At 58.0% G+C, this 22,612-nt stretch carries 23 protein-coding genes, 2 tRNA genes and 1 pseudogene; 5 read left to right on the forward strand and 21 right to left on the reverse strand.

The genetic code is table 11. From position 1 onward, the window contains the following. The first annotated feature begins 10 nt into the window (after positions 1-10). A complete protein-coding gene (moaA, locus tag AC6I1V_RS08930) occupies positions 11-1,054 on the forward strand; it encodes a GTP 3',8-cyclase MoaA (RefSeq protein WP_486853470.1) in 1,044 nt (347 codons plus the stop codon). A gap of 381 nt (positions 1,055-1,435) precedes the next feature. Here the strand turns inward: moaA and AC6I1V_RS08935 are convergent. The 5 genes and pseudogenes from AC6I1V_RS08935 to AC6I1V_RS08955 form a co-directional block, all read right to left on the reverse strand. Continuing rightward, positions 1,436-2,070, reverse strand: a pseudogene (locus AC6I1V_RS08935) (IS1595 family transposase). A 757-nt stretch (positions 2,071-2,827) separates the two neighbouring features. Continuing rightward, positions 2,828-3,901 carry an LptF/LptG family permease gene (locus AC6I1V_RS08940; RefSeq protein WP_486853469.1) on the reverse strand — a complete coding sequence of 358 codons (1,074 nt, stop codon included), beginning with the start codon at positions 3,899-3,901 and terminating at the stop codon, positions 2,828-2,830. Then, entirely contained in the window at positions 3,898-5,055 is a 1,158-nt protein-coding gene (gene lptF / locus AC6I1V_RS08945; protein WP_302551357.1) for an LPS export ABC transporter permease LptF, read from the reverse strand. The genes AC6I1V_RS08940 and lptF overlap by 4 nt, the downstream gene beginning before the upstream one ends. 27 nt (positions 5,056-5,082) lie before the next feature. Further along, complete coding sequence (locus AC6I1V_RS08950; protein WP_308771568.1) at positions 5,083-5,286, reverse strand: hypothetical protein; 204 nt, start codon at positions 5,284-5,286, stop codon at positions 5,083-5,085. A gap of 15 nt (positions 5,287-5,301) precedes the next feature. Beyond that, positions 5,302-5,994 (reverse strand): metal-dependent hydrolase, encoded by a 693-nt coding sequence (locus tag AC6I1V_RS08955; protein WP_308771567.1) that lies wholly within the window; start codon positions 5,992-5,994, stop codon positions 5,302-5,304. A gap of 181 nt (positions 5,995-6,175) precedes the next feature. Between AC6I1V_RS08955 and AC6I1V_RS08960 the strand changes: the two genes are divergently transcribed. Next, positions 6,176-6,252 (forward strand) — tRNA-Arg (locus AC6I1V_RS08960). 89 nt (positions 6,253-6,341) lie between these two features. Here AC6I1V_RS08960 and AC6I1V_RS08965 read toward each other — a convergent pair. The 16 genes from AC6I1V_RS08965 to AC6I1V_RS09040 form a co-directional block, all read right to left on the reverse strand. Beyond that, positions 6,342-6,518, reverse strand: coding sequence for a hypothetical protein (locus AC6I1V_RS08965; RefSeq protein WP_497736966.1), 177 nt, complete (start codon positions 6,516-6,518; stop codon positions 6,342-6,344). Positions 6,519-6,587: 69 nt separating this feature from the next. Further along, positions 6,588-6,863 (reverse strand): hypothetical protein, encoded by a 276-nt coding sequence (locus AC6I1V_RS08970; RefSeq protein WP_497736967.1) that lies wholly within the window; start codon positions 6,861-6,863, stop codon positions 6,588-6,590. 69 nt (positions 6,864-6,932) lie between these two features. Next, complete coding sequence (locus AC6I1V_RS08975) at positions 6,933-7,130, reverse strand: hypothetical protein (protein WP_486853467.1); 198 nt, start codon at positions 7,128-7,130, stop codon at positions 6,933-6,935. A gap of 45 nt (positions 7,131-7,175) precedes the next feature. Then, positions 7,176-7,253: transfer RNA gene (locus AC6I1V_RS08980), tRNA-Asn, on the reverse strand. A 472-nt stretch (positions 7,254-7,725) separates the two neighbouring features. Next, on the reverse strand, positions 7,726-8,103 hold the full coding sequence (locus AC6I1V_RS08985; protein ID WP_497736968.1) for a hypothetical protein: 378 nt from the start codon (positions 8,101-8,103) through the stop codon (positions 7,726-7,728). Beyond that, positions 8,096-10,801 carry a DUF927 domain-containing protein gene (locus tag AC6I1V_RS08990; protein ID WP_486853466.1) on the reverse strand — a complete coding sequence of 902 codons (2,706 nt, stop codon included), beginning with the start codon at positions 10,799-10,801 and terminating at the stop codon, positions 8,096-8,098. The genes AC6I1V_RS08985 and AC6I1V_RS08990 overlap by 8 nt, the downstream gene beginning before the upstream one ends. Positions 10,802-10,828: 27 nt before the next feature. Then, entirely contained in the window at positions 10,829-11,236 is a 408-nt protein-coding gene (locus tag AC6I1V_RS08995; RefSeq protein ID WP_486853465.1) for a hypothetical protein, read from the reverse strand. Between the two features lie 3 nt (positions 11,237-11,239). Further along, positions 11,240-11,476: a helix-turn-helix transcriptional regulator gene (locus AC6I1V_RS09000; protein WP_486853464.1), complete on the reverse strand. Its 237-nt coding sequence runs from the start codon at positions 11,474-11,476 to the stop codon at positions 11,240-11,242. Positions 11,477-12,047: 571 nt separating this feature from the next. After that, positions 12,048-12,395, reverse strand: coding sequence for a hypothetical protein (locus AC6I1V_RS09005; RefSeq protein ID WP_486853463.1), 348 nt, complete (start codon positions 12,393-12,395; stop codon positions 12,048-12,050). 136 nt (positions 12,396-12,531) lie between these two features. Further along, on the reverse strand, positions 12,532-12,678 hold the full coding sequence (locus AC6I1V_RS09010) for a hypothetical protein (protein WP_486853462.1): 147 nt from the start codon (positions 12,676-12,678) through the stop codon (positions 12,532-12,534). Positions 12,679-13,270: 592 nt separating this feature from the next. Further along, positions 13,271-13,585, reverse strand: a complete 315-nt coding sequence (locus AC6I1V_RS09015) for a helix-turn-helix domain-containing protein (RefSeq protein ID WP_486853461.1) — start codon at positions 13,583-13,585, stop codon at positions 13,271-13,273. Then, the gene (locus tag AC6I1V_RS09020; RefSeq protein WP_486853460.1) at positions 13,582-13,917 is read right to left on the reverse strand and encodes a type II toxin-antitoxin system RelE/ParE family toxin; all 336 of its coding nucleotides are present in this window, start codon (positions 13,915-13,917) and stop codon (positions 13,582-13,584) included. Before AC6I1V_RS09020 ends, AC6I1V_RS09015 begins: the two co-directional genes overlap by 4 nt. Before the next feature lie 57 nt (positions 13,918-13,974). Further along, complete coding sequence (locus tag AC6I1V_RS09025; protein WP_486853459.1) at positions 13,975-14,319, reverse strand: hypothetical protein; 345 nt, start codon at positions 14,317-14,319, stop codon at positions 13,975-13,977. Between the two features lie 89 nt (positions 14,320-14,408). Beyond that, complete coding sequence (locus AC6I1V_RS09030) at positions 14,409-14,543, reverse strand: hypothetical protein (protein ID WP_486853458.1); 135 nt, start codon at positions 14,541-14,543, stop codon at positions 14,409-14,411. Positions 14,544-14,668: 125 nt separating this feature from the next. Then, positions 14,669-15,853 carry a tyrosine-type recombinase/integrase gene (locus AC6I1V_RS09035; protein WP_497736969.1) on the reverse strand — a complete coding sequence of 395 codons (1,185 nt, stop codon included), beginning with the start codon at positions 15,851-15,853 and terminating at the stop codon, positions 14,669-14,671. Positions 15,854-16,746: 893 nt separating this feature from the next. Beyond that, positions 16,747-17,769: an NAD(P)H-dependent glycerol-3-phosphate dehydrogenase gene (locus AC6I1V_RS09040; RefSeq protein WP_486853456.1), complete on the reverse strand. Its 1,023-nt coding sequence runs from the start codon at positions 17,767-17,769 to the stop codon at positions 16,747-16,749. A 129-nt stretch (positions 17,770-17,898) separates the two neighbouring features. Between AC6I1V_RS09040 and AC6I1V_RS09045 the strand changes: the two genes are divergently transcribed. The 3 genes from AC6I1V_RS09045 (at position 17,899) to AC6I1V_RS09055 (ending at position 22,292) form a co-directional block, all read left to right on the forward strand. Next, positions 17,899-18,975 (forward strand): iron-containing alcohol dehydrogenase family protein, encoded by a 1,077-nt coding sequence (locus tag AC6I1V_RS09045; RefSeq protein ID WP_302551361.1) that lies wholly within the window; start codon positions 17,899-17,901, stop codon positions 18,973-18,975. 157 nt (positions 18,976-19,132) lie between these two features. After that, positions 19,133-20,308 carry a DegT/DnrJ/EryC1/StrS family aminotransferase gene (locus tag AC6I1V_RS09050; RefSeq protein ID WP_302551362.1) on the forward strand — a complete coding sequence of 392 codons (1,176 nt, stop codon included), beginning with the start codon at positions 19,133-19,135 and terminating at the stop codon, positions 20,306-20,308. A 346-nt stretch (positions 20,309-20,654) separates the two neighbouring features. Next, positions 20,655-22,292, forward strand: coding sequence for a cytidine 5'-phosphate N-acetylneuraminic acid synthetase (locus tag AC6I1V_RS09055; protein ID WP_486853455.1), 1,638 nt, complete (start codon positions 20,655-20,657; stop codon positions 22,290-22,292). Positions 22,293-22,612 lie beyond the last annotated feature (320 nt).

Consider the following 22,612-nt stretch of genomic DNA (forward strand, 5'->3'; position numbering starts at 1 on the left):
GGGCAGTCCCATGAATGCAATCCCCCCCTCCGCCCATCCGTGCGAACCCGCCGCCTCGCTGGAAGACGGCCACGGCAGGGCCGTCCGCTATATCCGCCTTTCCGTCACCGACCGTTGCAACCTGCGCTGCACCTACTGCCGCAGCGGCATGGAGACGTTCATTCCCCACGAATCCGTCCTGCGTTATGAGGAGATGGAGCAGCTTGTGGACATGGCGATGGACATGGGCGTGGAAAAAGTCCGGCTGACGGGCGGCGAGCCTTTCGCACGCAAAGGGTTCGCCGAGTTCCTCGAACGCCTGCGGGCCGCACACCCCGCCCTCGACATCCGCGTGACCACCAACGGGACGCTGATCGGCCCCCATATCCGCACTCTGAAAGCCATCGGCCTGAACGCGGTGAACCTGTCCCTCGACACGTTCGACAGGGACAAGTTCGAGCGGGTTACGGGCCGCGATCTGTTCCATAAGGTTCGGGAGAACATGGATGCCCTTCTCGACGCGGGCATCCCCTTCAAGCTCAACGCGGTCGCCATGCGCGGCTTCAACGACGACGAGTTGCCCGCCTTTGTCGATTACGCCATGCGCCACCCCGTCGATGTGCGGTTTATCGAATTCATGCCTATGGGCGAAGGCACGCGCTGGTCGGACAGTTGTTTCTGGCCTGCCCCGGACATCCTTGACGCCGTCAAGGGGCTCGTCTCCGTCGCCCCTGTGGAGCAGGGGCAGCGCAGCGGCGGCCCCGCCCGGCTCTACGCCCTCTCCGGCCCGGACGGCCCCGGCCTTGGGCGCCTCGGCCTGATCACGCCGCTTTCCAGCCATTTCTGCACGGACTGCAACCGGCTCCGCATCACGTCCGACGGTGCGCTGAGGACATGCCTGTTCGACGACCGGGAATACCGGCTCTGCAATGCCCTGCGGCATCCCAGGCTCGGCATCGAAGCCGTCCGCCGCATCGTCACCCTCGCCACACGGGAAAAGCCCATCGGGGCGCGGCTCCTCGAACGCCGCCGCAACGCCGTGGCCCAGCGGCGCATGACCGCCATCGGCGGGTAGGCGGGTAATAAGGCTATTGGGAAATTGGGGAGGGGGAGGGGAAACTTTCTGGAGAAAGTTTCTCCTCCCCCTCCCCAAACCCCACCCCCTCCTCTTCAAAGACTTTTGTACTTATCGAATCCCTGTTCGCAGGCTTTCTTGAGTCCGTTTTCATGTTGGGGAATGTGTATTTCAATGGTGAAGGCTGTGTCATGGAAAACGGTTGATGCCGTATTTCTTAAAACTCCAAAGGAATAAACCAATAAAATGCCCCCAATCATGAAATCCATCAACGAAGAATTAAAAAAACTTGTATTTTAGACCGTGTCGTCATTTTGAATATAACTATTTAAAAATACCAAAAATAATCTTTTGGTTGTCCTAGCTAAGGCTAATGTTTACTCAATACTTTAACTGGGTTAAGAGCTCTTTATGGTTGCCGCCGTTGAATCGCCATTCACACTCTTTCAGGAACCAGTAGAAATGTTCTGGCTTGATGCCGTTAAAGCGGCGCAAATGCCGTTTTGCCTGGTTCCAAAAAAATTTTCTATCTCATTGATATGATTCACTCGTTTGGCAAACAGCCTGTTATGATTGATTCGGTGATGATGAAAGCAGCTTACGTCCAACGCATTATACGCCTTGAAAGTGTCTGTGTAGACGATGCTGTCCGGCTCAACCTGCTCCTCAATGATAGGCATCAGCGTTTCTGTGCGGGCGTCAGGGATTATGGCCGTGTAAACCTTGCCACTGCGTTTTAACAAGCCCAAAAACACTATTTTTCCCACTGCCCCGCGCCCGCGTTTCCCTTTCCTGACCCCGCCAAAATAGCTTTCATCGGCTTCAACCTCCCCTGACAGGCGATAACTGGACAAATGAGCGGCAATCAGGTGCCTGAGACGCATAAAGTAGGAAACCGCTGTGTTGTGGTGAACGCCCACAAGTTCCCCGGCAGTGCGGGCTGTTGCCCCTGCCACGAATAGTGTTATCAATTCAGACTGTTGACGCAAACTTAGTCTGCTTCGCCGTTCATACATGAGCTATCCTAACTATTTTCCCTTAGCTAGGCCACCCCTTAAATAATTTCAATGTATTATATCTCATTGACGGCACAACTTAAGTATACTGTGAAAATAACACAGCCACATGCTATGGCAGAGCCATGTTAAAAATTTTCAAGCGGGATTCATATTAAACTACGCCCGCGAAGAGATGCCGTTTTCCACTGGCCCGCTGCAAAGGTACAGCTGCATCGTAGTAACTTGTTGATAGTTTATTTTTGGCTCTGTCAGAGTATATGGTTGTTTTGTTTCAGCAATATACTGAAATATATGCTTTTTCTCAAAATTTTCCGCTGATGGGCTCTGTGATTGGGGAATTTTATTGGTTATTTCTTTGGAATTTCAAGGAAATAAAGCATCAACCGTTTTCTATGGCACAGCCTTATTTTTTACATTTCAAACAATGAAATACAGTTTCTCAGCCATGAGGTTTGCCGACCAAAAGGTTGGGGGGAATTCCGTATAGTCACCCTCTTGATGAATATGCCAATCATATCCTCCGGCAACGGCAACACATTGCTCCTCAATGCCAAAGGAAGCACTTTTCCGCCGCCGCAGGAAAAACGAATGGGCGGGATTCGTAAAGGAAAAAGCCTTTGAAAGGAACGAGGAAAGACGTGGCGGAAGAGAGAGAGAGAGAGAGAGAGAGAGAGAGAAGGGGCGAGGAAAACATGGGGGTGTTCCCCCTTCTTCAAAAAAGTTTCCTCGCCCCTCCAGTTAAAGTTCCGCCGGGCTATTTCCTTCGCAGCAGCAAGGGGACAAGCCGCCAGAACGCAAGGAACAGCGCAATGATGTTCGCGGTCCACGCGGCGAGGAAGGGGTGCAGGATGCCGCGTTGTCCAAGCGTCGTGCCGAGGGTATACACCGCGAAATACAGGAATGTGCACAGCAGCGCCACGGTCACGGCGATATAGATGTTGTCCTTCCACGAGACGATGGCCGTCGCCACGAAAGCCATGACCAGAATCGACGCCGCATAGGCCAGCTTGGCGTGCCACGCCGTACGGAGCGCCTCCACGTTGGAACCGGAAGACTTCAGTTGGCTGATGGCGTCCCCAAGCTGCCAGAGCGGCAACTGCTGCGGCTTCGTGCCCGTATTGACGAGCCGGAAGGTTTCGGGATCCTGCCTGAGCGGGATGACGAAGTCCGGTTCTTGCACCTGCGTGAAGGTGTCGGGCGTATAGACGCGCACATCCCGCAAGGCCCAGTGGTTGGGCGCTGCGGTGAATGTGGCCGCCTGCACGATGCGCTTGATGCTCAGGCCGTCCTCGGACAGTTCATACCCGGCGAAGCCCGTGCCGTGCGCCTTGGGGTCAAGCGTTCCGAGCGAGACGATCCAGTCCCCGTCCGTAAACCAGACGTCCTTGAGTACCGTTGCCGCGAGGTTCTTCTTGCGGACTTCCTCCTGCCAGATGCGGGCGGACTCGCGCTCCCCGGCAACGCCCAGATATTCGGAAAAGCCAAGCTGGACGGAACCCCAGAAGATGCCGCAGAGGATCATGGAGTTCGCCACCACGCCGAGCGAGATGCCCCCGGCCTGCAATGCCGTCAATTCGCGGCTGCGGGCCATGATGCACAGTTGGATGACCGCGGACAGCAGGAAAATCACCGGCAGGATCTGGGAAATCACAAGCGGCATTTTCACGATAAAGTAAGTGAGCACCATGCCCACGGACAGCCCGGCCTCAATGAAGTTGTCGAGCCGCTCGAACAGGTCTGTGAGCACGTACAGGCCGATGCCGACGGCAAGGGTCGGCAGCAGGATCATCGCGTTGTTCTTGGTCAGATACCGGAAAAGCAAACTCATGACGCCCTCCGTACCCGCAAGTTGCGGAAGAAAGTCGCCAAATGCGGCGTTCGCTCATGCGCCGTCAGCCAAAGCCCGTAGATGCCGAGGCAAAGGAACAGGATGTTCGGAACCCACAACCCTATGGAGGGGGGGATCGCCCCGGACTCGCCCGTACTGAAGCCGAGTGACATCAGGCTGTAATAAACGAAGAACATGGCGAGGGCCAGCATAAGCCCCGTCTGCCTGTGCAGCCCCTCAAAGGCCGAAGCCAGCGGCAGCACAAAGAGGGTCAGGGCGATGCACGCCACCGGATAGGCCCAGCGCTTATGGCGCTCCACCTCCAGCTTGTTGGCGTAATTCACATCCACTTTGAGGGCCTCCTCCCGTGTGATGCTGGAGAGCTTGCTCCATGACATCTCGCGGGGCCGCACATCCCCAAGATCAAGGCTCTTGAAAAGGGAGTCCAGCGGCAGCCGCACCTTATATTCGTCAAAGGCCAGCACCGAGGAGCCCTTCTTGTCCGTGGTGTAGATCTTGCCCTCCTTGAGCAGGAACACCAGCTCGCCGCGTTCGGTATCGGTATCGAAACGCCCTTCCGGGGCGAGGATGGTCATGTGGCGTTCGGGGTGCGAACGGTCGTCCACCAGAACCTGCGCCATATCCCCGTCACCGGGGTTCACCTGCCGGGCGAAAAGCACCAGATTGGGGAAGTCCGTATTGAAGACGCCGGGCTGCACCACGACGCGGGCGCGGGTATTGGCGATTTCAAGGATCGTTTCCCGGAAATGCCCCATGCCCCACGCCAGCCAATGCAGGGAAACCCAGAGCGTCAGCAGCATGCAGATCACGCTGAACAGAAGCGGCGCGGGAAGCATCTGATAAATGTTGATGCCCCCCGCGCGCAGGGCGACCAGCTCGCGATCCGTGCTCATGCGCAGGAAGGTCAGGAAGACGCTGAGCATACAGGCGATGGGGATCACCAGCATGAGGAACAGCGGGGTCATGTAGCCGAACAGCAGGACGGTATCCAGGATGCCGAGATCCAGCCCCAGAAACAGTTCCCGCATCTGCACCGCCCGGCTGATGAGGATAAGCGTCAGCAGCACTCCCACGGCGAGGACGAACAGGTTGGCGATTTCTTTAAATATCTGTCTCTGAAGAAGTGAAGGCATCGGGCAACGTCCTGTAGGGATGCGAAGTTAGCGTTTGCACGGGTCGGAAGGCTCCTGTCCTTTTTCGGAAAAAAGGCGGGCAAGCTGGGCCGCGTCCAACGGCGTCAGGTTGAAGCGCATGCCCGCTTCGTCAAGCAGGGAGGAAAGCGGCGCATCCGGGCGGCGGCAGCGTTCTTCCTGCACATATTCCAAGGCGCGGCGAACCAGTTCGCCGTGTTCGATGATCGTCATGGGGCACCTCCGTGCTCAGAACGCGGTGCTGTCGCCGGGCTTCATGGAGACAAGGCGGACGTCGGGGGCCACGGACGCAAGGTGTGACGCAAAAGCCGAGGGGTCTTGTGCAAGAACCGGGAATGTGCCCCAATGCATGGGGATCACGGCCTTGGGCTTGAGCAGGCGCGCGGCATGGGCGGCCTGCAGCCCGTCCATCGTGAAGAAGCCGCCCACGGGCAGCAGCGCAAGATCCAGCGGATACAGCGAACCTATCAGCTCCATCGAAGAGAAAAGGCCGGTATCGCCCGCATGGTAAAAGGTAAAGCCATCCGGCATGGTCACGACATACCCTGCGGGGGCCCCGGATTCCGAAGTGTGGAAAGCCTGCGTCATGGTGACGCGGACGCCCTTCACTTCGATGGTGCCGCCGATGTTGAAGCCGATCCCGGCGGGGATGCTGGCTTGCGGCATCCCGGCATCGATCAGGCGTTCGGCCGTACCGACGATACAGCCGCAGGTCGCGCCGCTGCTTTTGCAGATCGCCACGGCGTCACCCGTATGATCGCCGTGGTCATGGGTGACGAGCACCAAATCCGGCTTCCCGGCCTCATTCCACGTCACGGGGCAGGAAGGGTTGTGCGTGAAGAAAGGATCGATGAAAACAGTCACATCGCCGCAAGAAACCTTAAAATTGGAATGACCGTACCAAGTAACGGAAACGCTCATGGGATACTCCTTAAAGATAAAGAAAAAGAAGGGGGAGCATAACAAAGGGATGGACACGAAGGCACGGCTCCGACACGGAATAAGCCGCGGCACGCTCCCGGTACCGGAGCATACAGCTTGACAGGACGCGGCACAAGAGCTAGCTTCCCAAGTCTGTGGTGCCCCCTTACGGGGAAACTCCGCGCCCGTAGCTCAGTCGGATAGAGCGTTAGCCTCCGGAGCTAAAGGCCGTGCGTTCGAATCGCGCCGGGCGCACCAGTGAAATCAACCCCTTGCAGATGGCAATCTGTGAGGGGTTTTTCTTTTCCCCGCACCATTCCCCGCACGAATACAAAAATCAGACTTTTTCATCCCCCTTTTCCGGGCATCCACGCCCGGCCTGCGGCCTCCATGCGGGGCAGGTGCGGCGGCTTGGATGCGTCAGGGCGTCCATCCTGAAACGTCATGTGCTTGCAGTTGCCCGACATCATGTCGGGCAAGTCGGGCATGTCGGGCAGGTCGCCAACAACAGCGAGGCATATCAACGCTTTTTCCTGCCCGACATGGCTTTCCCTATGTCGGGCGTATGTCGGGCATGTCGGGCGCGCCCGACTTCATGGGGACATCAGACGGGACGGATGGAAGGGCATGGGCCGGATGCGGCCCGTGGGAGGCATGGGAGACACGCGCCGCACCGGACGGCCTTTCCCTTGGCGGCTGGCCTTTCCGGGCGTCCACGCCCGGCCTGCGGTCTCCATACGGGGCAGGTGCGGCGGCTTGGATGCGTCAGGGCGTCCATCCTGAAACGTCATGTGCTTGCAGTTGCCCGACATCATGTCGGGCAAGTCGGGCATGTCGGGCAGGCCACCAACAACAGCAAGGCATATCAACGCTTTTTCCTACCCGACATGGCTTTCCCTATGTCGGGCGTATGTCGGGCATGTCGGGCGCGCCCGACTTCATGGGGACATCAGACGGGACGGATGGAAGGGCATGGGCCGGATGCGGCCCGTGGGAGGCATGGGAGACGCGCGCCGCACCGGACGGCCTTTCCCTTGGCGGCTGGCCTTTCCGGGCGTCCACGCCCGGCCTGCGGTCTCCATACGGGGCAGGTGCGGCAGCTTGGATGCGCCGGGGCGTCCATCCTGAAACGTCATGCGTTTGCAGTTGCCCGACATCATGTCAAAGGCACAACAAAAACCCCGCAAGGGCAGGAATTGAACCTACATACCGCAGACATAAACACGCCCGCGCCCCTTCCCAATCGGGGTACACTTGCGGGGAATCTATAAGGCTGGCATGTCTGCCGCGTGCCGTCAACAGGTCTTATTTCCTAATTTCTGTTCAAAATTTTCTCACATTCCGTCTATAATGCGCACGTTGGCGCTTATTTTTGCTTATTTTCCACCATTTTTACGGGTACGGCACGAAAACCAGCCATATCATACAACCGTTTACCATTGTACAACAAAAAACCGCATCCCCGCGCCATGCGGTATACGGCAAAATGAGTGTTACCCCGCCTTTCACGCGGCGGGCACGGCAAAAGGCCATCCGTAGCCCCTTTGACCTTCCGGGCGCACTGTATTATTTTTTTCGCGTCTTGTTGGTTCGGGCGCGAAACCGTGGGCCTGCCGGGGCAATGCACGGCTGAAAGCCCTTGCAATGCCGGAGATTCATTGACAAGGGGTCTAACACCGAATCAACGGCACAGAGCCGGAGCGCCAAGAGCGCCAGCGCGGGAAAGGCTTCCTATCCACCGGAAGCCTTTCTTTTTCTCACAACACGTTCCGTTCCATCCCCGTACACATGCCGGATTTCTCCACCCACAATCACCACCGTGGGCAATTCCCCCGTTTCCGGGACGGGCCACGGTTCCCACCAGTGAAAACGCCTACAAAATCGCCGTGTGGTTCCGCGATATTCAGCGCACCCCACACACCGGGCCGGATACCCCAGACAGGATGCGGCGGCGTCAATTGTGATTGGCGCTTCCACGTCGGGCTTGTCTGGCGCGTACACCATATCCACCACAAGGGGAGGCTTCCTTTCCGGGACAGACGGGCATATCGGACGCGGCGGCGTCTCTTCCTCTGCCTTCCGTAGCTTCTCCGCGAAACATTCAAGCATCGTCGTCAACCTCCACAGGCAAACGGATAGCGTAACAGCGTACGCGCCCAAGTCCGGGGAGGTTCCTCTTCACTGTGGCGTCCCGTTCTGAATCCCGTACCAGCCATCCCGCCGTAGACAGAACGCGGACGGCCCTTGTGGGGTTGTGCCCCGCTATCACTTCCACCTTGAACGCTTCCGGCAAAACGAGGTATTCCGTTCTCCCGTCCTCTATGCTTCGTCGGAATCCAACACGGTTGATGCAGGTTGTTGTGGGATTGTCCATATCCTGAAAACGGCTTACGCCGTACTGTTCTATGAAAAGGCGCGTGGTAGACTCTACCGCCGCATCCTCAGACGCCCCGGCCCCGCCACGGTTTCGCAACCACACGGCAAAACACTGTTCGGCGGCTTCAAAGGCCGTCCCCGGCTTCCAAGGGACAATCCCCCAATCTTCCGCAAGGCTACCCGCCGCCGCGCACACAGCAAAACGCAAGGCCACGCGCTTGACCTGTCCGTCAGCATTGGCGGGGCAGATACGGGAAACAAACAAAGGCAAGACTTCCCGGAGCCTGTCCCGCACCTCTTCCCGGTGTTCCGTCAGCCGTTCAAGGAACAGCCGCCCCGCGTGCCCGTGGCATCGTTCCGACTCTTCCCGGATGTGAAGGGATAACGCCCCCGCATCCGGGAAGCCGTGCAACTCCTCAAAAATCCCCATACCACACCCGGCATCGGCGGGAATGTCAGCAAGGCGCACCTCCTGCCCGGCCTTTGTGCGTTGCCCTATTTCCGCCATCTTGTCCGAAAGCCCAACCTCGCCGGACGACAGGAGCAGCAAACACCATTGATGAGACGTGCGTGCGCTTCCATCCCTCCCGGAGCGGGCTTTCCCTTGCCCGTTGGCGAGCATATACGCCGCTTCCGAAACGGCGCGGGCGGATGCCTGCCCCAATTCGTCAAGAATAAGGGTTGTGTCATTGTGATGGACGGCGATGCTTTCGAGCGCGTTGTCCGTTGTTCGCCAACTTCGGAGGTGTTCCTTGCCTCCCAATACAGACGCGGCTAAACGCAGCGCCGTAGTTTTCCCTGTGGACGAACCACCAACGAAATTGAAGCCCCCGGACTCAATCCCTGCGGGACGCAAGAGCGTTCCGGCAAAGGCGGCGGATACGGCAAGGGCAAAGCGGCTGTTTCCTTCCGCGAGCCCGGCAAGTTTCCGCCAGTCTTCCACCGTCCCCCCCGTATCATAGAGGCGGGCATGATTGGCTGATTGGAGCACTATTGACTCCCCCACGGCACCATAGGCCACATCTGGCAATACAAAGGCGTCCTTGTGCCAGCCCACGCAGGGAACGCACCGGACACGCTCCTTTGGGCGCACCATAGACAAAAGCGCCGCTACCTTGCTCTTGTGGCGCGGGTCTCCAAGCCAGCCGCCGCGAACAAGGGTAGCGTGCCAGTCCGAATTGTACCGGGAAAGAAGCTCAAGAGGCATCGCCCACTGGTGCAATTTGCCGTCCGGGTCATTCCATTCCAGCCACAATCCCCATTCATTGCTGTCCGCATCCCGTGTCATGCCCCGAATAAACAGCGGCGGCCCTAAGCGCACTTCCTGTTCTTCGCCTCTTCGCCGCTCAACGCAGTACAGGCCAGCCCGTGGGCCGTCCGCTATCAGAAAATACCCTTCCGGCAAGACGGAAGCGGGGAGACCGTTCCCGATTGCGGCAGATGAAGGCGTACTTTCCCCGGAGCCGTCAGGCGCGGTCATGTACTCTTTTTGTGGCTGTTCGTCGTCTGGGGTGCGGGCGGAAGTGAGGCAACGCCATACGGCATCAATGCCGCCCTTTTGATGCAGGTCATTTATATCAGACGCGCCGGGGATGCCCCGGACGGGAGGCACGGCAAGCCAACCGCCAACGCGCCGGGCGGCCTCTTCCGCCGCCTTCAATCCGGTATTTTTCCCGGTTTTCTCTTCCGTCTGCCAATCGTCGTCAGCAACCACAATCAGCTTGGATTCCGGGAACAGCCGCCGCGCCCGCATTGCTACAGACAAGAGGTTTCCCGCATTGAAAGCCACAAACGCCGCATAGCCCGACGCCATGCACGCGGATGCGGCTGTGGCGTAGCCCTCGGCAATAAGCACGGTAGCCGTCTTTCCATCCCGTGCCGGAATGAAGAACGCGCCGCCCCGCGTCTTTCCGCCAGCAAGAAAACGCTTCTCGCCGTCCGGGTCTATGCTCTGGAGGGATACCAGCTTTCCGGCTTCATCATGGAGCGGGATAAGCAACTGATTTCCCCACAGTCGCAACCCGTAGGAACGCACCATCTTACGTTCAAGGTAAGGGTGGCTGTCGGGCGCGTCGCTTGCCTCACTCCAGCGCGTTGCGGCGGTTTCGGCGGCCTTTGCGTGCCGCCGCTCCTCTTCCGCTTCGCGCCGGGCACGGGCTTCCGCAATCCGCTTTTTCAGCGTGTCCCGTTCGGCGGCGGTCATAGTGCCTTTCTTGACGGGGCAATATGTGCCGTCTTCCCCCGTCTGCCAGTTCTGCCACCAGATGGAAGCTGGAGAATCGGCATGGGCGATATAAGCGCCATCCTTCCCGCCCGGCTTGGCAACCGTCCCGCAACGGTGCAAAAGGCCGTCCATCTCCACCTGCTCAACGGCAAGCCCGGCCTCCCGGAGCTTATCCCCAAAAATCTGGTTGAGATCGTCTACTGGCATATCAAAACCCTCATATCCTGCACACGGTCAACGTAACCAATCCGCCGAAACCGCACGCGGTTCCATCAACATGGCTTCCCGAAAAGGACATTCCGGCAATGTTGCGAACTCTTCCCGCGTGTACAGCGCCCCCACTGAAAGGTTGGTACACATGGGAGGGTTCCGGCTGAAAAAGAAGCATTCGCGGCACTGTTCCCGTGAATGATGGTAAAATGTCCACTGTCCAGATTCCGCCGTTTCCTCTTCCCGGAAAGGGCACTCTTGCGTTTCGTCGGCCTCTTCCGGCAAACGGAGGAAATGCCTTTCCAGACTGTTGCACACGGGCGGCCTCATGCCGTAGTGGACACAATCCCGGCACTCTTCCCGCGAATGGGGATAGGATGCCCGCCTTGCCCATTCTACTTGATTGAAATCCGGCCTCTTCTTTCTCGCCATGCCTCACCCTTCCACCTTCGGGTTCACAACGCAGGAATTGATGTAGTCGACAATATCCGCCATGCGGTAACGGATGAATCGCCCCGTCTTCACGTAGGCGGGCGGCTGTTTCAGCCAGCGGCGTTGTTGCATGGTGGATTTCTTCAATCCCAATATGGCGGCGGCTTCCTCTTCGGTAATCAGGTCAACGGTGATTTCCTTGGGGCAACTGACAATGTTTTGGCGATGGGTCTTTTTCATGTTTTGATGCCTTTTTCAAAGACTTATAAGAAATGCCCGGTTGAGTTATCAACTTTATTTATAAATAGACTCCTTAACCGATACAAATACATCCAAACACTAATTGACCCAAACATAGCAGAATGGAAAAGATGTTATCAAGTGCAGCTGTCTCAAATTGCGCACTAAACTGTGCAAAATCGCGCGCTAAAATTATGGTAAACTTTTACTCTGTAGATGTTTACTTGTCAGCTGCGTTGTCAACCTAGTTTAACATAGTGCAAAAATATACTAGTTGTAATCAATGACAAATCAGAATTCATGAAACACCTTTTGTCCTAAATTGCCCGCCACGTTAAAGCAAATAAATTGACCAAATTCTTTACTCCGTTAAAAATGCTCATTTTTTAACATTTATCCGTTAAACGGTTCGATTTTTTACAAATCGAAAAAAGATCGAAAAAATTTTAAGTTGTACCTTCATCTTTTTTTATGATTTCGTAACATATTGAAATAATAAAGGCGGCGGTGTGTTCAATTCTCCTACATGGTGCGCCCGGTATGAGTCCGGGCGCACCGTTTGAGGAGGCGGCTACCCTATTTCAAGAGCTTGGGGGACAAACTCGCACGCATAGCCTTTTCGGACATACACCTTGATTTCCTCGGCTTGGCTTCGCTCAATGAGTTGCGCAACAGCCTTCAGCCTGTTTTCGGCATACTCCGTCAAAAGAGCGCACACTGTCGCTATATCGCCAACTTTCGCGGACGGAAAACCACATTCCTTGTTACCGGAACAAGCCGCATCGGAAAGGATTTCAACAAAAGCGCTGCACGGATAAAAAGACCTTTCCACAAATGTGGTAAGGGATTCCTGATTGTAGTTTTCTTCGAGCTGTTCTTTGGTCATTTTCTGATTCTGAAAAGTGATAATCTCGCTCATTGTCCTATCTCCATCGCCTTGCGGCTTGCGTTTATGGTGTATGGCGGCGACATGACACGCCCGGAGACTCCCGACCGTGACCGTTCGCGCCAAGGAAGCGGGCAAGATGTCCGCGCCTTTGCTTGAGGTCACGGCCCTACAGGAAGAGTTCCGGGGCGGCGCAGATAGCCAGCAGGACGCCAAGGAAGGCCACCACAGCGGCCTTGCGGATGGAGCGGGTGAGGAAGGAAGAGAGGCGGTACCGGAACCGCAAGAAGCGGGAAGAGAGAAGGAATCTAAGCATGATGCACCTCTAGGTTTTGGGATTGCGTACAAAAAAAGGCGGAAACAACGCTCCCCGGCCCTAGAGAGGCCGCCAGGGTCTCACGAACACCCGGACGTTGTTTTCCGCCAATATGTAACCGCAATCCCCATAGGCCCATAAAGGCCAGAGGGTGCAATGGTGGCAGGAAACAAGAAAGTCCGCTCTTTTTGCCAATCGGGGGAGAATGGCAAAGGCGACGGATGCGCCTCTCTAGGTTTTAGGAAGGTCAGAATTGCCGAAAGGTGCGGCGGAAGTCAAGGGGGAAAGCGTGGAGTTAGGACGGCATTGACGTGCATTGTCTCGGTTAAGTACGGGGAAAAGTGGTCGTCATATTCCTGTAATCAGGTAACGGGCACTTCAACATGCCATTTCATGTTGTGGTGGTATACGGGTTCAACTCCCGTTGTGGCGGCCTCTTGCCAAGTACGCGTGGAGTCGCTATCTGACAAAGAAGGGCGGCAAGTGCTGGTAACACCCGCCGCCCCGTGGGGCACGTCCCCCGCAAATCATAGTGGATTTACAGTTTTTGCGCCCCGGTAGGAATCGTCACTTCCTACCGGGGCAACTTGCGTTATGCCTCACAGAGTGCCCGCCGCACCACATCCGGGGCAACTTCGATAACACGCAGATAGGCACGCGCCGCCGGGTCAGGTTGTCTTTTTCCCTGTTCCCAATTGCGAAGGGCATAGAGGGAAAGGCCGAATGCGGAAGCGAATACTGATTGTGAGAGGCCCATTTTTTGGCGGATAGCCTTCACGTCCACCCGCTCAGGCGCATTGACGGGGGTGAAATCGTGAATGCCGAATTGTGCCTTATCCGCCGTTCCGTCCATATAGCCCACGGCCTCAGTCAGGCCAGCAATAATTTCCTGTCCTATCGTACTCATGACTTTTGTCTCCCATATGCCGCAAGCAACGCCGTCAAGCGGCGCATATCGTTTTTTTCGGCTTGTGTCAGGTTCGCTTTTTCGTTCTTTCCGTATATCAGCAGGGCAAACAAGGGAATGTGCTCAGAATGGAAATAGTAAATGACCCTGTAGCCGCCGCTCTTGCCTTCCCCTTCTCTTGCCCACCGCACCTTGCGAACGCCGCCCGTGCCTTCCATGACCTTCCCAATATCGGGATTTTCAGCGAGGTATGCTACCAAATCGGCGCGTTCTGATTCGGAGAGCAAACCTTTTGCCCTACGGAGGAAAGAAGGGGTCTCAACAACGGTCATAGGTGGGGTATTCATAACTAAATTGTAAGCCATTGACGTATAGAGTCAAGATATTCTTCACGTCAACTCTTCACCTTGCAAGCCCCAAGCCGTCGCACCTGCCCCGCATGGAGGCCGCAGGCCGGGCGTGGACGCCCGGAAAGGCCAGCCGCCAAGGGAAAAAAGCCGTCCGGTGCGGCGCGCGTCTCCCCATGCCTCCCACGGGCCGCATCCGGCCCATGCCCTTCCATCCGTCCCGCATGGTACCCCATGAAGTCGGGCGCGCCCGACATGCCCGACATGCGCCCGACATAGGGAAAGCCATGTCGGGCAGGAAAAAGCGTTGATATGCCTTGCTGTTGTTGGCGGTCTGCCCGACATGCCCGACTTGCCCGACATGATGTCGGGCAACTGCAAACGCATGACGTTTCAGGATGGACGCCCCGACGCATCCAAGCCGCCGCACCTGCCCCGCATGGAGGCCGCAGGCCGGGCGTGGACGCCCGGAAAGGCTAGCCGCCAAGGGAAAGGCCGTCCGGTGCGGCGCGCATCTCCCCATGCCTCCCACGTGCCGCATCCGGCCCATGCCCTTCCATCCATCCCGTATAATGCCCCATGAAGTCGGGCGCGCCCGACATGCCCGACATGCGCCCGACATAGGGAAAGCCATGTCGGGCAGGAAAAAGCGTTGATATGCCTCGCTGTTGTTGGCGACCTGCCCGACATGCCCGACTTGCCCGACATAATGTCGGGCAACTTCAAAAAGAAAAAATCACTTTTTATCGTCTGGCGAGGTGTTTACCTCAAGCATAGCATCCGCAACACTGGCGGCGCGCATCAGAGCATCATCATGCAAATGGGCGTATCGTTGTGTCATTTGTGGTGATTCATGGGTGAGGAGACGTTGCAGGGTGTACATATCCACCTGTCCACTTGAAGCCAAACGGGACGCAAAATTATGGCGTAAGCCATGAAGCGGGCGGAAATCGTCGGGCAATCCGGCCTTTTCCTTTACGCGGCGGGCCATGCGGCGGAAGTCTGTACGTTTGCCTCCATCCTTACCAGGGAAAATGTACGGGCTTTCCGTACGCTCGATGGCCTCCAGCACGGTACGGGCGGCGGCGCTCATGGGGATATGTTCCGTTTTCCGTTTCTTGGCGGCTTCTCCCCGTAAGGTGATGCGCGCCCGTTCAAAGTCGCAATCATCCCACCGGAGGGCCAAAAGCGCGCCTTTTCGCATTCCTGTTACCAACGCCAACCGCAAAAGGGCGGCGGCGTTCTGGTCTGGTTCCTCGTCAAGTGCTCTTTGATAACGGGAAAGCTGCTCGTCTGTGAGTACTTCCGTCTTTTCGTTGTCCACACGGGGCATTTCAAAATGGAGATGTTGCGGCATAGGGAAAAGGTCACGCTTCACGCCAAAATGCACCAAACGCCGCAATAGGCCCAATACGTGCTTTTGGGTCTGTGCCGCCAATGGCACGGGCTTCCCGTCTTTCAGGCGCGGGCTTTTGGTTCCGGCAAGCCTACGGCGCAAGGCATCCACATCTTCGGTTCTCAGGCTGGCGGGTTCCCTGTCCGCCAGATTGGATAGATACTTGTAATAGCTCCTGTCAGGCACAACAGACGGCTTGCCCGCGTTGGCTTCCTCGTACCGCCTCCAAAGGCTTTCCACCGTCACCCGGCTTTCATCCGCCAGCCGTGCCGCCTCTTCCGCCTTACGCCGCTCTGTGTTGGCTTGCTCAATTCCGGTCGCACGCATGGCGCGAATACGGTTCGCCTTGGAAGCGGTCATACTTTCGGATTCGCGGCCCACAGGCTCTTCTATCTCTTTGGAACCTCTTCCACCTCGACGATACCGGATATAGTACATCCGTTCTTTACCGTATCCATCCAACCGGGCTACCATCCGAAAGGTTACGCCTGCGTAACGCGTCTTTTCTCTCTTGGCTGTTACCACTTTGCCCCTCCAACCGTCTTTCCCCGCACCATTCCCCGCACGCAAGAACAAACAAAATAGAAATTGACAGAAACCAACAGAAAAACTAGTCTCCATTTATCATATAAAAACAGAGTGATAAAGAATTAAATAGAAATTCGTAGAAATACAAAGAAAACCAGTCCTATAGACTCCGGAGCTAAAGGCCGTGCGTTCGAATCGCGCCGGGCGCACCAGTGAAATCAACCCCTTGCAGATGGCAATCTGTGAGGGGTTTTTCTTTTCCTAAGCACGATCTCCGGCAAGGGCCTGCTTGTTTTTCTCTGTCCGGCAGGCTGCAACGCGCTCGCTACGCGGTTGGCCTCCACGCGCTCGGCACAGCGCAAGCTCCGTTTATACGGGTAAAGGAGGCCAAGCCGCATGAGACGCCTTATCGTCTTGACGCTGCTGACGCTCCTTTGTCTGGTACTCCGGGCTTCGTCCCGAATGTAAAACAAAACAAAGGCCCCGTCCTGCTAGCACCAGGACGGGGCAACATGTGTAACCTGACAACCGTGTAGTTTAAAAGGGTGCGCTCACGCGCTGTGCCTGCCGGGGGAGTGTTGGCGCACTGTCCCGGCACATTTTTAATAGCCGCTCCGCTCGCCCTTGACAAGGGGCTGGCACCCTGCGCGGCCCCCTTAGGGTTCCATCCTCCGGTTCCCGGATTTCGCCCGGCGCCAGAAACTTCTTGTCCACTCGGACGGCATAAAGCCTCCACCCGCCAACCGGCTGAAAAAACAGCCCTCCATCAGCTCTAGGCCGTGTCGTTATTTTACAAGTAATCACTTAAAATTATTTAAAATATTTTTACAATCTAAAAAACAGTTAAATAATTTCGATATATTATATAATTAACAACACAACCTCATCGTCTACTCTTCCTTCAGTTGCCTCCCCATGAGGGCCTGCACCGCTTCGCGGGGCGCGAATCCTTCATAGAGTACGCTGTACATCGTGCCGGTCACGGGCATGTCCACACCGAGGCGCTGCGCCAGCCGGTACACGGCCTGCGTGGTTTTGACCCCTTCAGCCACCATGCTCATGGATGAGGCGATGTCTTCCAGGCTCTCCCCTGCCCCAAGGCGCAGCCCGACCTGGCGGTTGCGGGACAAGTCGCCCGAACAGGTGAGCATGAGATCCCCAAGCCCGGAAAGCCCCATAAACGTCGACGCCCGCGCACCGAGCGCCATACCGAGGCGGCTGGTTTCCGCAAGGCCGCGCGTGACCAGCGCCGCCCGCGCATTCAGCCCAAAACCGAGGCCGTCGCTGAGGCCCGCTGCAATGGCGATGACGTTTTTGATCGCGCCGCCAAGCTCCACGCCCGGCACGTCCGTGCTCGAATAGGCTCGGAACCACGGCGTGGCGAACACCTCCCGCAGCCGTGCCCCAAGCCGCTCGTCGCGGCAGCCGAGCACCACCGCCGTGGGCTTGCAGCTCGCCACCTCAAGGGCGAACGAAGGCCCGGAAAGGACGGCGTACCGGTCTGCGAATCCGGGCAGCTCTTCCCGAACCATGTGCTCCGCCGTAACCAATTCGGAAACCTCAATGCCTTTTGCCGTATTGACGAGGACGCAGCCCGGAGGCACAGCGCCCGCCAACCGGCGAAGCGTCCCCCGCATGGCCTGGCAGGGAACCGACAGGACGAGGATGGAGACGTCCGCCAGCACTTCCGCCTGTTCCGGGCCGCCGGTATCCCCGGCCACCGCCCGGATGCCCGGATGCAGCGGCACGCCCCGCAGGTAGCGCGGATTCTCATGATGCGCGTTGATGTGCGCGGCCTGCGCCGCATCCCGCACCAGCAGCGCCACGGAATGCCCGGCATGGGCCAATAAATGGGCCAGCGCCGTACCCCAGCTCCCGCCGCCGAGAACCGCTATCGAAGTTTTGCCCGACATATCACCCTCCCGTGGAAAAATCGGTGGAAAACCGCCGGAACGGGCCGCTTGCTCCGGCTTGCGGCCCGGACGGATTCAACATACAATGCCCGCTATCGTTTCCTAAAATCACCCAATGAGGCTTTTCCTATGTATCGCAATACAAAAAATGTTCCTTACTATGTGTTTGGGCGGGGCTCCCTGGCCCAGCTCGGCGACTTGCTGAAACCCCGCCGCGAAGCCGTGGACGGCCCGGTCGTCTATTTCGTCGACCACTTCTTCCGCGATCATGAGCTGATCGGCCGTCTGCCTATGGAAAAGGGCGACCAGCTCCATTTCGTCGACTCCAGTTCCGAGCCGGAAGTCACCCGCATCGACGCCTTCAAGGAAGCCGTATCCGCCGCCGACAGCCGCATCCCCTGCTGCGTCGTGGGCATCGGCGGGGGCAACGCCCTCGACACCGCCAAGGCCGTCGCCAACCTCCTCACCAACCCCGGCAAGGCCGAAGACTATCAGGGCTGGGAGCTCGTCAAGAATCCCGCCGTCTACAAGATCGGCATCCCGACCCTTTCCGGCACGGGTTCCGAGTGTTCCCGTACCTGTGTCCTTACCAATATCCCCAAAAATCTCAAACTGGGCATGAACAGCGACTACACGGTCTATGATCAGCTCCTGCTCGATCCCGACCTGCTCGCCACCGTTCCCCGCAACCAGTATTTCTACACCGGCATCGATACGTTCATGCACTGCATCGAGTCGCTCCAAGGCAGCTACCGCAACGCCATCATCGACGCCTTCTCCGTGCGCGCCGTGCAGCTCTGCGAGGAAATTTTCCTTTCCGACGACATGATGAGCGAAGAAAACCGCGAAAAGATGATGATCGCCTCCTACATCGGCGGCATGGCCGCCGGGAACGTGGGCGTCATCCATCCCTTCTCCGCCGGGCTCGGCGTCGTCCTGCATGTGGCCCACGGCCTCGGCAACTGCCTCGCCCTGAACGTTCTTGGGGACATCTACCCCAAAGAATACAAACAGTTCCGCACCATGATCGAACGGCAGGGCGTCAGCCTGCCCACCGGCATCTGCAAGGATCTCACCGAAGAGCAGTACGACGGCCTCTATCGCGGCTGCATCGTCCACGAAAAGCCCCTCACCAACGCCCTCGGCCCCGGCTTCAAGCAGATCCTTACCAAGGAAAACCTCATCGAACGCTACAAGAGCATCTAGCGGGGGCGCCTCCGGCTGGCCCCGCAAGGGGCCGGCCCCTACGACAGAGGCATGGAGGCCCCTGCCGCAGCGCCAATTGTCCCGATAAACATGAGGGAACCCGAAACGGCCGTACCGCTTCGGGTTCCGCACTGGGCAGCCAGAGACAGGACATCTTATGGACATCAAAGTGAATTTCAGCGGACGTGCGATCAAGTACACCGAAGAAGAGATCGCTGTGGTCGTGGAAGCCATGCGGAACGCGGAACCGCTGACGCAGGGCAAGCATCTGCAAGCCTTCCAGAAGGCGTTCGGCGAATACATCGGAGCCGAGCATTGCTTTGCGGTGATGAACGGCGTGTCCGCGCTTGAGCTTTCCGCGCAGCTCTGCAACTTCAAGCCCGGCGATGAAGTCGTCATTCCTTCGCACACCTTCACCGCCTCGGCCTACCCCTACGCCAAGAAGGGCGCGAAGCTCGTCTGGGCGGACGTCGATCCCGTCACGCACGTGGTCAACGCCGAAACCATCGAAAAGTGCATCACGCCCAGAACGAAAGCCATCGTCGTCGTGCACCTGTACGGCTACGTGGCGGACATGCCCGCGATCATGGAAGTGGCGAAGCGGCACAACGTGCTCGTCATCGAGGACGCGGCCCAGTCCATCGGCGCGGACGTCGGCGGCATCAAGTCCGGCGCGTGGGGCGACATGGCGATCTTTTCGTTCCATTCCCACAAGAACCTCACCACGCTCGGCGAGGGCGGCATGCTGGTCGTCAAAGACCCGAAGCTCGCCGCGCTGGTTCCCGCCCTGCGCCACAACGGGCACTGCGGCTACCCGGAACCCCGGCCCAACTACTGGACGCCGGCGATGGGCAATGTGGACATGCCCATGCTCGACGGCGACATGCTCTGGCCGAACAACTACTGCCTCGGCGAAATCGAGTGCGCCCTCGGCGTCAAGATGCTTGAGCGCATCGACCGGATCAACGCCGAAAAGCGCGCCCGTGCCATCCGTTTCATCGACGCGCTCAAGGATTACCCCGAACTGGAATTCCTCCGCGAAGACACCACCCGCCACAATTACCACCTGCTCGTGGGCTGCATGAAAAACGGCAAGCGCGACGCCTTCATGCACGCCATTTCCGAAGAAAAGGGCATCAAGTGCGTGGTGCAGTACATCCCGCTCGACCGTTACGATTTCTACAAGAAGATCGGGCTTGGGGAAGCCGACTGCCCCAACGCCGACGCCTTTTTCGACGGCCAGATCTCCTTCCCCTTCCAGCACTGGCTCAGCGAAGAGGACTTCGCCTACATGCTGAAGTCCACCCGCGAAGTGTTGGAAGGCTTGAGGTAGGAAGAGGGATTGCGAGAAGATTGGAGGGGGCGGGAGGGCCTTTCTGAAGAAAGCCCCTCCCGCCCCCTCCAAACCTCCCCCACCCTCCCCAAAGACGTTCACAAATGGGCCCATGCGTGGTTGCGTCTTCGCAACGGGCTGTTCTTTAACGCAAGTTCCCCGGCTGTTCCCTTTTCCTTTTTGCCGGCCTTCACGGGGGACGCCCGCCGGATTGCCGCGGTGCGCTTCGTTTGAAACGCCGTTTCGCCCGAAGCGCATCACGGCGGACTCAAAGGGTTCGGGGGCATCATGCCCCCCTGTAGGGGCCAAGGGGCGACGCCCGCCTTGCCGCCGGAGGTATTTTCCCATGACAGAAACGCGACGCTGCATCGTCATCCCGGCCATCAAGAAAAACGCGGTCATCCCAGACCAGCTCGTCAAACGCCTCGCGGGGGTCACGCTGATCCAACGGGCCATCGACACGGCGCGCGGCGTCGTCCCGGCGCACGACGTCGTGGTCGTCACGGACAGCCAGGAAATCAGCCTGATCTGCGAACGCAACGGCGTACGCGCCCACTACAACGCCGGGCTGCGCTTCACCTCGCTGGACATCATCACGGAGATGAAATCCATCCTCCGCGAACTGGGCAACGATTACGGGCACATCATCATCTATCGGGCAAGCTGCCCCCTGTTGACGTGGGTGGACATCGACGACGCCTACAAGACATTCGTTGAAAACGAGGCCGACTGCCTCGTCACCGTCAAAAGCGTCCGGCACCGCATCTGGGAAGTCCATCAGGGGCGGCTGGAATCCTTCATGTCCGAAGACGAATCCGAACTGGTGGTCGAGAGCAAGGCCCTCATCATCGTCAAAAGCGACGCGCTGGAAGGCGGTACCATCCGGCAGGCCGTACCGTATTTCCTCAATGACCGGGCGATGGAGATCAACAGCTATCAGGACTGGTGGCTGTGCGAACGCCTTCTGAAGCAGCGCCGCGTGGTGTTCGTGGTCGCGGGCTATCCCGCCATCGGCATGGGGCACGTCTTCCGTTCGCTCATGCTGGCCCACGAGATCGCCAACCATAAGGTCTTTTTCGTCTGCACCAAAGAAAGCGAACTCGCCGCCTCCAACATCGCCGCACGCGATTACAAGACCGTCATCCAGCGGGGCGAACTGTGGGAAGACGTGCTTGCGCTCGAACCCGATCTTGTGATCAACGACATGCTGGACACGCCCCGCGAATATATGGAGCACCTCAAGGCCGCGAACATCCCCGTGGTCAACTTCGAGGACGAGGGGCCCGGTTCGGTGCTGGCCGATCAGGTGGTCAACGCCCTGTATGAAGAGCCCCAAAACGGAGCGGACGGCAAGCAGCCGGAGCGCTTTCTCTATGGGCACAAGTATTTCTGCCTGCGCGACGAGTTTTTGCAGGCAGAGCAGAATGTGTTCCGCCCGGCCCCGAAATGCGTCCTCATCACCTTCGGCGGCACGGATATGCCCGACTACACCCGGCAGACGCTGGATGCCGTCGAGCCGCTCTGCCGGGAACGGGGCATCGCCATCCGTGTCGTGACCGGGCCGGGCTACGCGCACCGCGACGAGCTGGCCAGGCACATCAAGGCCATCGGCAACCCGCTGCTCCGCTTCGAGTACGCCACCAACATCATGTCGCGCATGATGGAAGGCGTGGATCTCGCCGTCTGTTCCGCCGGGCGCACCGTCTATGAACTCGCCCACATGCACATCCCAAGCATCGTTCTGGCGCAGCACGAGCGCGAGGCGCGGCACACCTTCGCCCGCGCGGATCACGGATTCGCCTACATGGGCATCATGCGGAAATTCAACGCCGGACGCCTCCGCAAAACCTTTATGGAGCTCATCGACGAACCCGAACGCCGCAGCATCCTGTATCAGCGCCAGTCCCGCATCCATTTTGAAAAAAACAAGGCCAAGGTCGTCAGCGGCATCCTGAAGCTCTTGAAGAAAGAAAAAGAAAACTGAAGACAGGGCGAAGGAACAGGGCCAAGGGCGGGGCAAACGGGCTCTCACGCCATTGCTGATACATCCCCCGGCTGGTACGAAGAAAGGACATCCCCCGCCGTGCCCCGACAACCTTCGGCGACCGGCAACACTCCCGGACAGGGATTCGATAAGACCAAAGGCTGTGTTATAGAAAATGGTTGATGCTTTTTTCCTTGAAGTTCCAAAGGGATAACCGGCAAAATGCCTTGGCCGTGGATCCCGCCAAGGGGAAAACCGGATAAAAAGGCCGTATTTTCACCGCACTGTGGAGATGAAACAACCACAAACTCTAACAGAGC

It is taken from the genome of Bilophila sp. T19-St14, from assembly GCF_059728385.1.

What these genes read in the sequence shown, in the direction of transcription:
- moaA (WP_486853470.1), top strand. Translation starts at nt 11, where the DNA reads ATGAATGCAATCCCCCCCTCCGCCCATCCGTGCGAACCCGCCGCCTCG.
- AC6I1V_RS08940 (WP_486853469.1), bottom strand. Translation starts at nt 3,901, where the DNA reads ATGAGTTTGCTTTTCCGGTATCTGACCAAGAACAACGCGATGATCCTG.
- lptF (WP_302551357.1), bottom strand. Translation starts at nt 5,055, where the DNA reads ATGCCTTCACTTCTTCAGAGACAGATATTTAAAGAAATCGCCAACCTG.
- AC6I1V_RS08950 (WP_308771568.1), bottom strand. Translation starts at nt 5,286, where the DNA reads ATGACGATCATCGAACACGGCGAACTGGTTCGCCGCGCCTTGGAATAT.
- AC6I1V_RS08955 (WP_308771567.1), bottom strand. Translation starts at nt 5,994, where the DNA reads ATGAGCGTTTCCGTTACTTGGTACGGTCATTCCAATTTTAAGGTTTCT.
- AC6I1V_RS08975 (WP_486853467.1), bottom strand. Translation starts at nt 7,130, where the DNA reads ATGACGTTTCAGGATGGACGCCCCGGCGCATCCAAGCTGCCGCACCTG.
- AC6I1V_RS08985 (WP_497736968.1), bottom strand. Translation starts at nt 8,103, where the DNA reads ATGCTTGAATGTTTCGCGGAGAAGCTACGGAAGGCAGAGGAAGAGACG.
- AC6I1V_RS08990 (WP_486853466.1), bottom strand. Translation starts at nt 10,801, where the DNA reads ATGCCAGTAGACGATCTCAACCAGATTTTTGGGGATAAGCTCCGGGAG.
- AC6I1V_RS08995 (WP_486853465.1), bottom strand. Translation starts at nt 11,236, where the DNA reads ATGGCGAGAAAGAAGAGGCCGGATTTCAATCAAGTAGAATGGGCAAGG.
- AC6I1V_RS09000 (WP_486853464.1), bottom strand. Translation starts at nt 11,476, where the DNA reads ATGAAAAAGACCCATCGCCAAAACATTGTCAGTTGCCCCAAGGAAATC.
- AC6I1V_RS09005 (WP_486853463.1), bottom strand. Translation starts at nt 12,395, where the DNA reads ATGAGCGAGATTATCACTTTTCAGAATCAGAAAATGACCAAAGAACAG.
- AC6I1V_RS09010 (WP_486853462.1), bottom strand. Translation starts at nt 12,678, where the DNA reads ATGCTTAGATTCCTTCTCTCTTCCCGCTTCTTGCGGTTCCGGTACCGC.
- AC6I1V_RS09015 (WP_486853461.1), bottom strand. Translation starts at nt 13,585, where the DNA reads ATGAGTACGATAGGACAGGAAATTATTGCTGGCCTGACTGAGGCCGTG.
- AC6I1V_RS09020 (WP_486853460.1), bottom strand. Translation starts at nt 13,917, where the DNA reads ATGACCGTTGTTGAGACCCCTTCTTTCCTCCGTAGGGCAAAAGGTTTG.
- AC6I1V_RS09025 (WP_486853459.1), bottom strand. Translation starts at nt 14,319, where the DNA reads ATGCGTTTGCAGTTGCCCGACATCATGTCGGGCAAGTCGGGCATGTCG.
- AC6I1V_RS09030 (WP_486853458.1), bottom strand. Translation starts at nt 14,543, where the DNA reads ATGTCGGGCATGTCGGGCGCGCCCGACTTCATGGGGCATTATACGGGA.
- AC6I1V_RS09040 (WP_486853456.1), bottom strand. Translation starts at nt 17,769, where the DNA reads ATGTCGGGCAAAACTTCGATAGCGGTTCTCGGCGGCGGGAGCTGGGGT.
- AC6I1V_RS09045 (WP_302551361.1), top strand. Translation starts at nt 17,899, where the DNA reads ATGTATCGCAATACAAAAAATGTTCCTTACTATGTGTTTGGGCGGGGC.
- AC6I1V_RS09050 (WP_302551362.1), top strand. Translation starts at nt 19,133, where the DNA reads ATGGACATCAAAGTGAATTTCAGCGGACGTGCGATCAAGTACACCGAA.
- AC6I1V_RS09055 (WP_486853455.1), top strand. Translation starts at nt 20,655, where the DNA reads ATGACAGAAACGCGACGCTGCATCGTCATCCCGGCCATCAAGAAAAAC.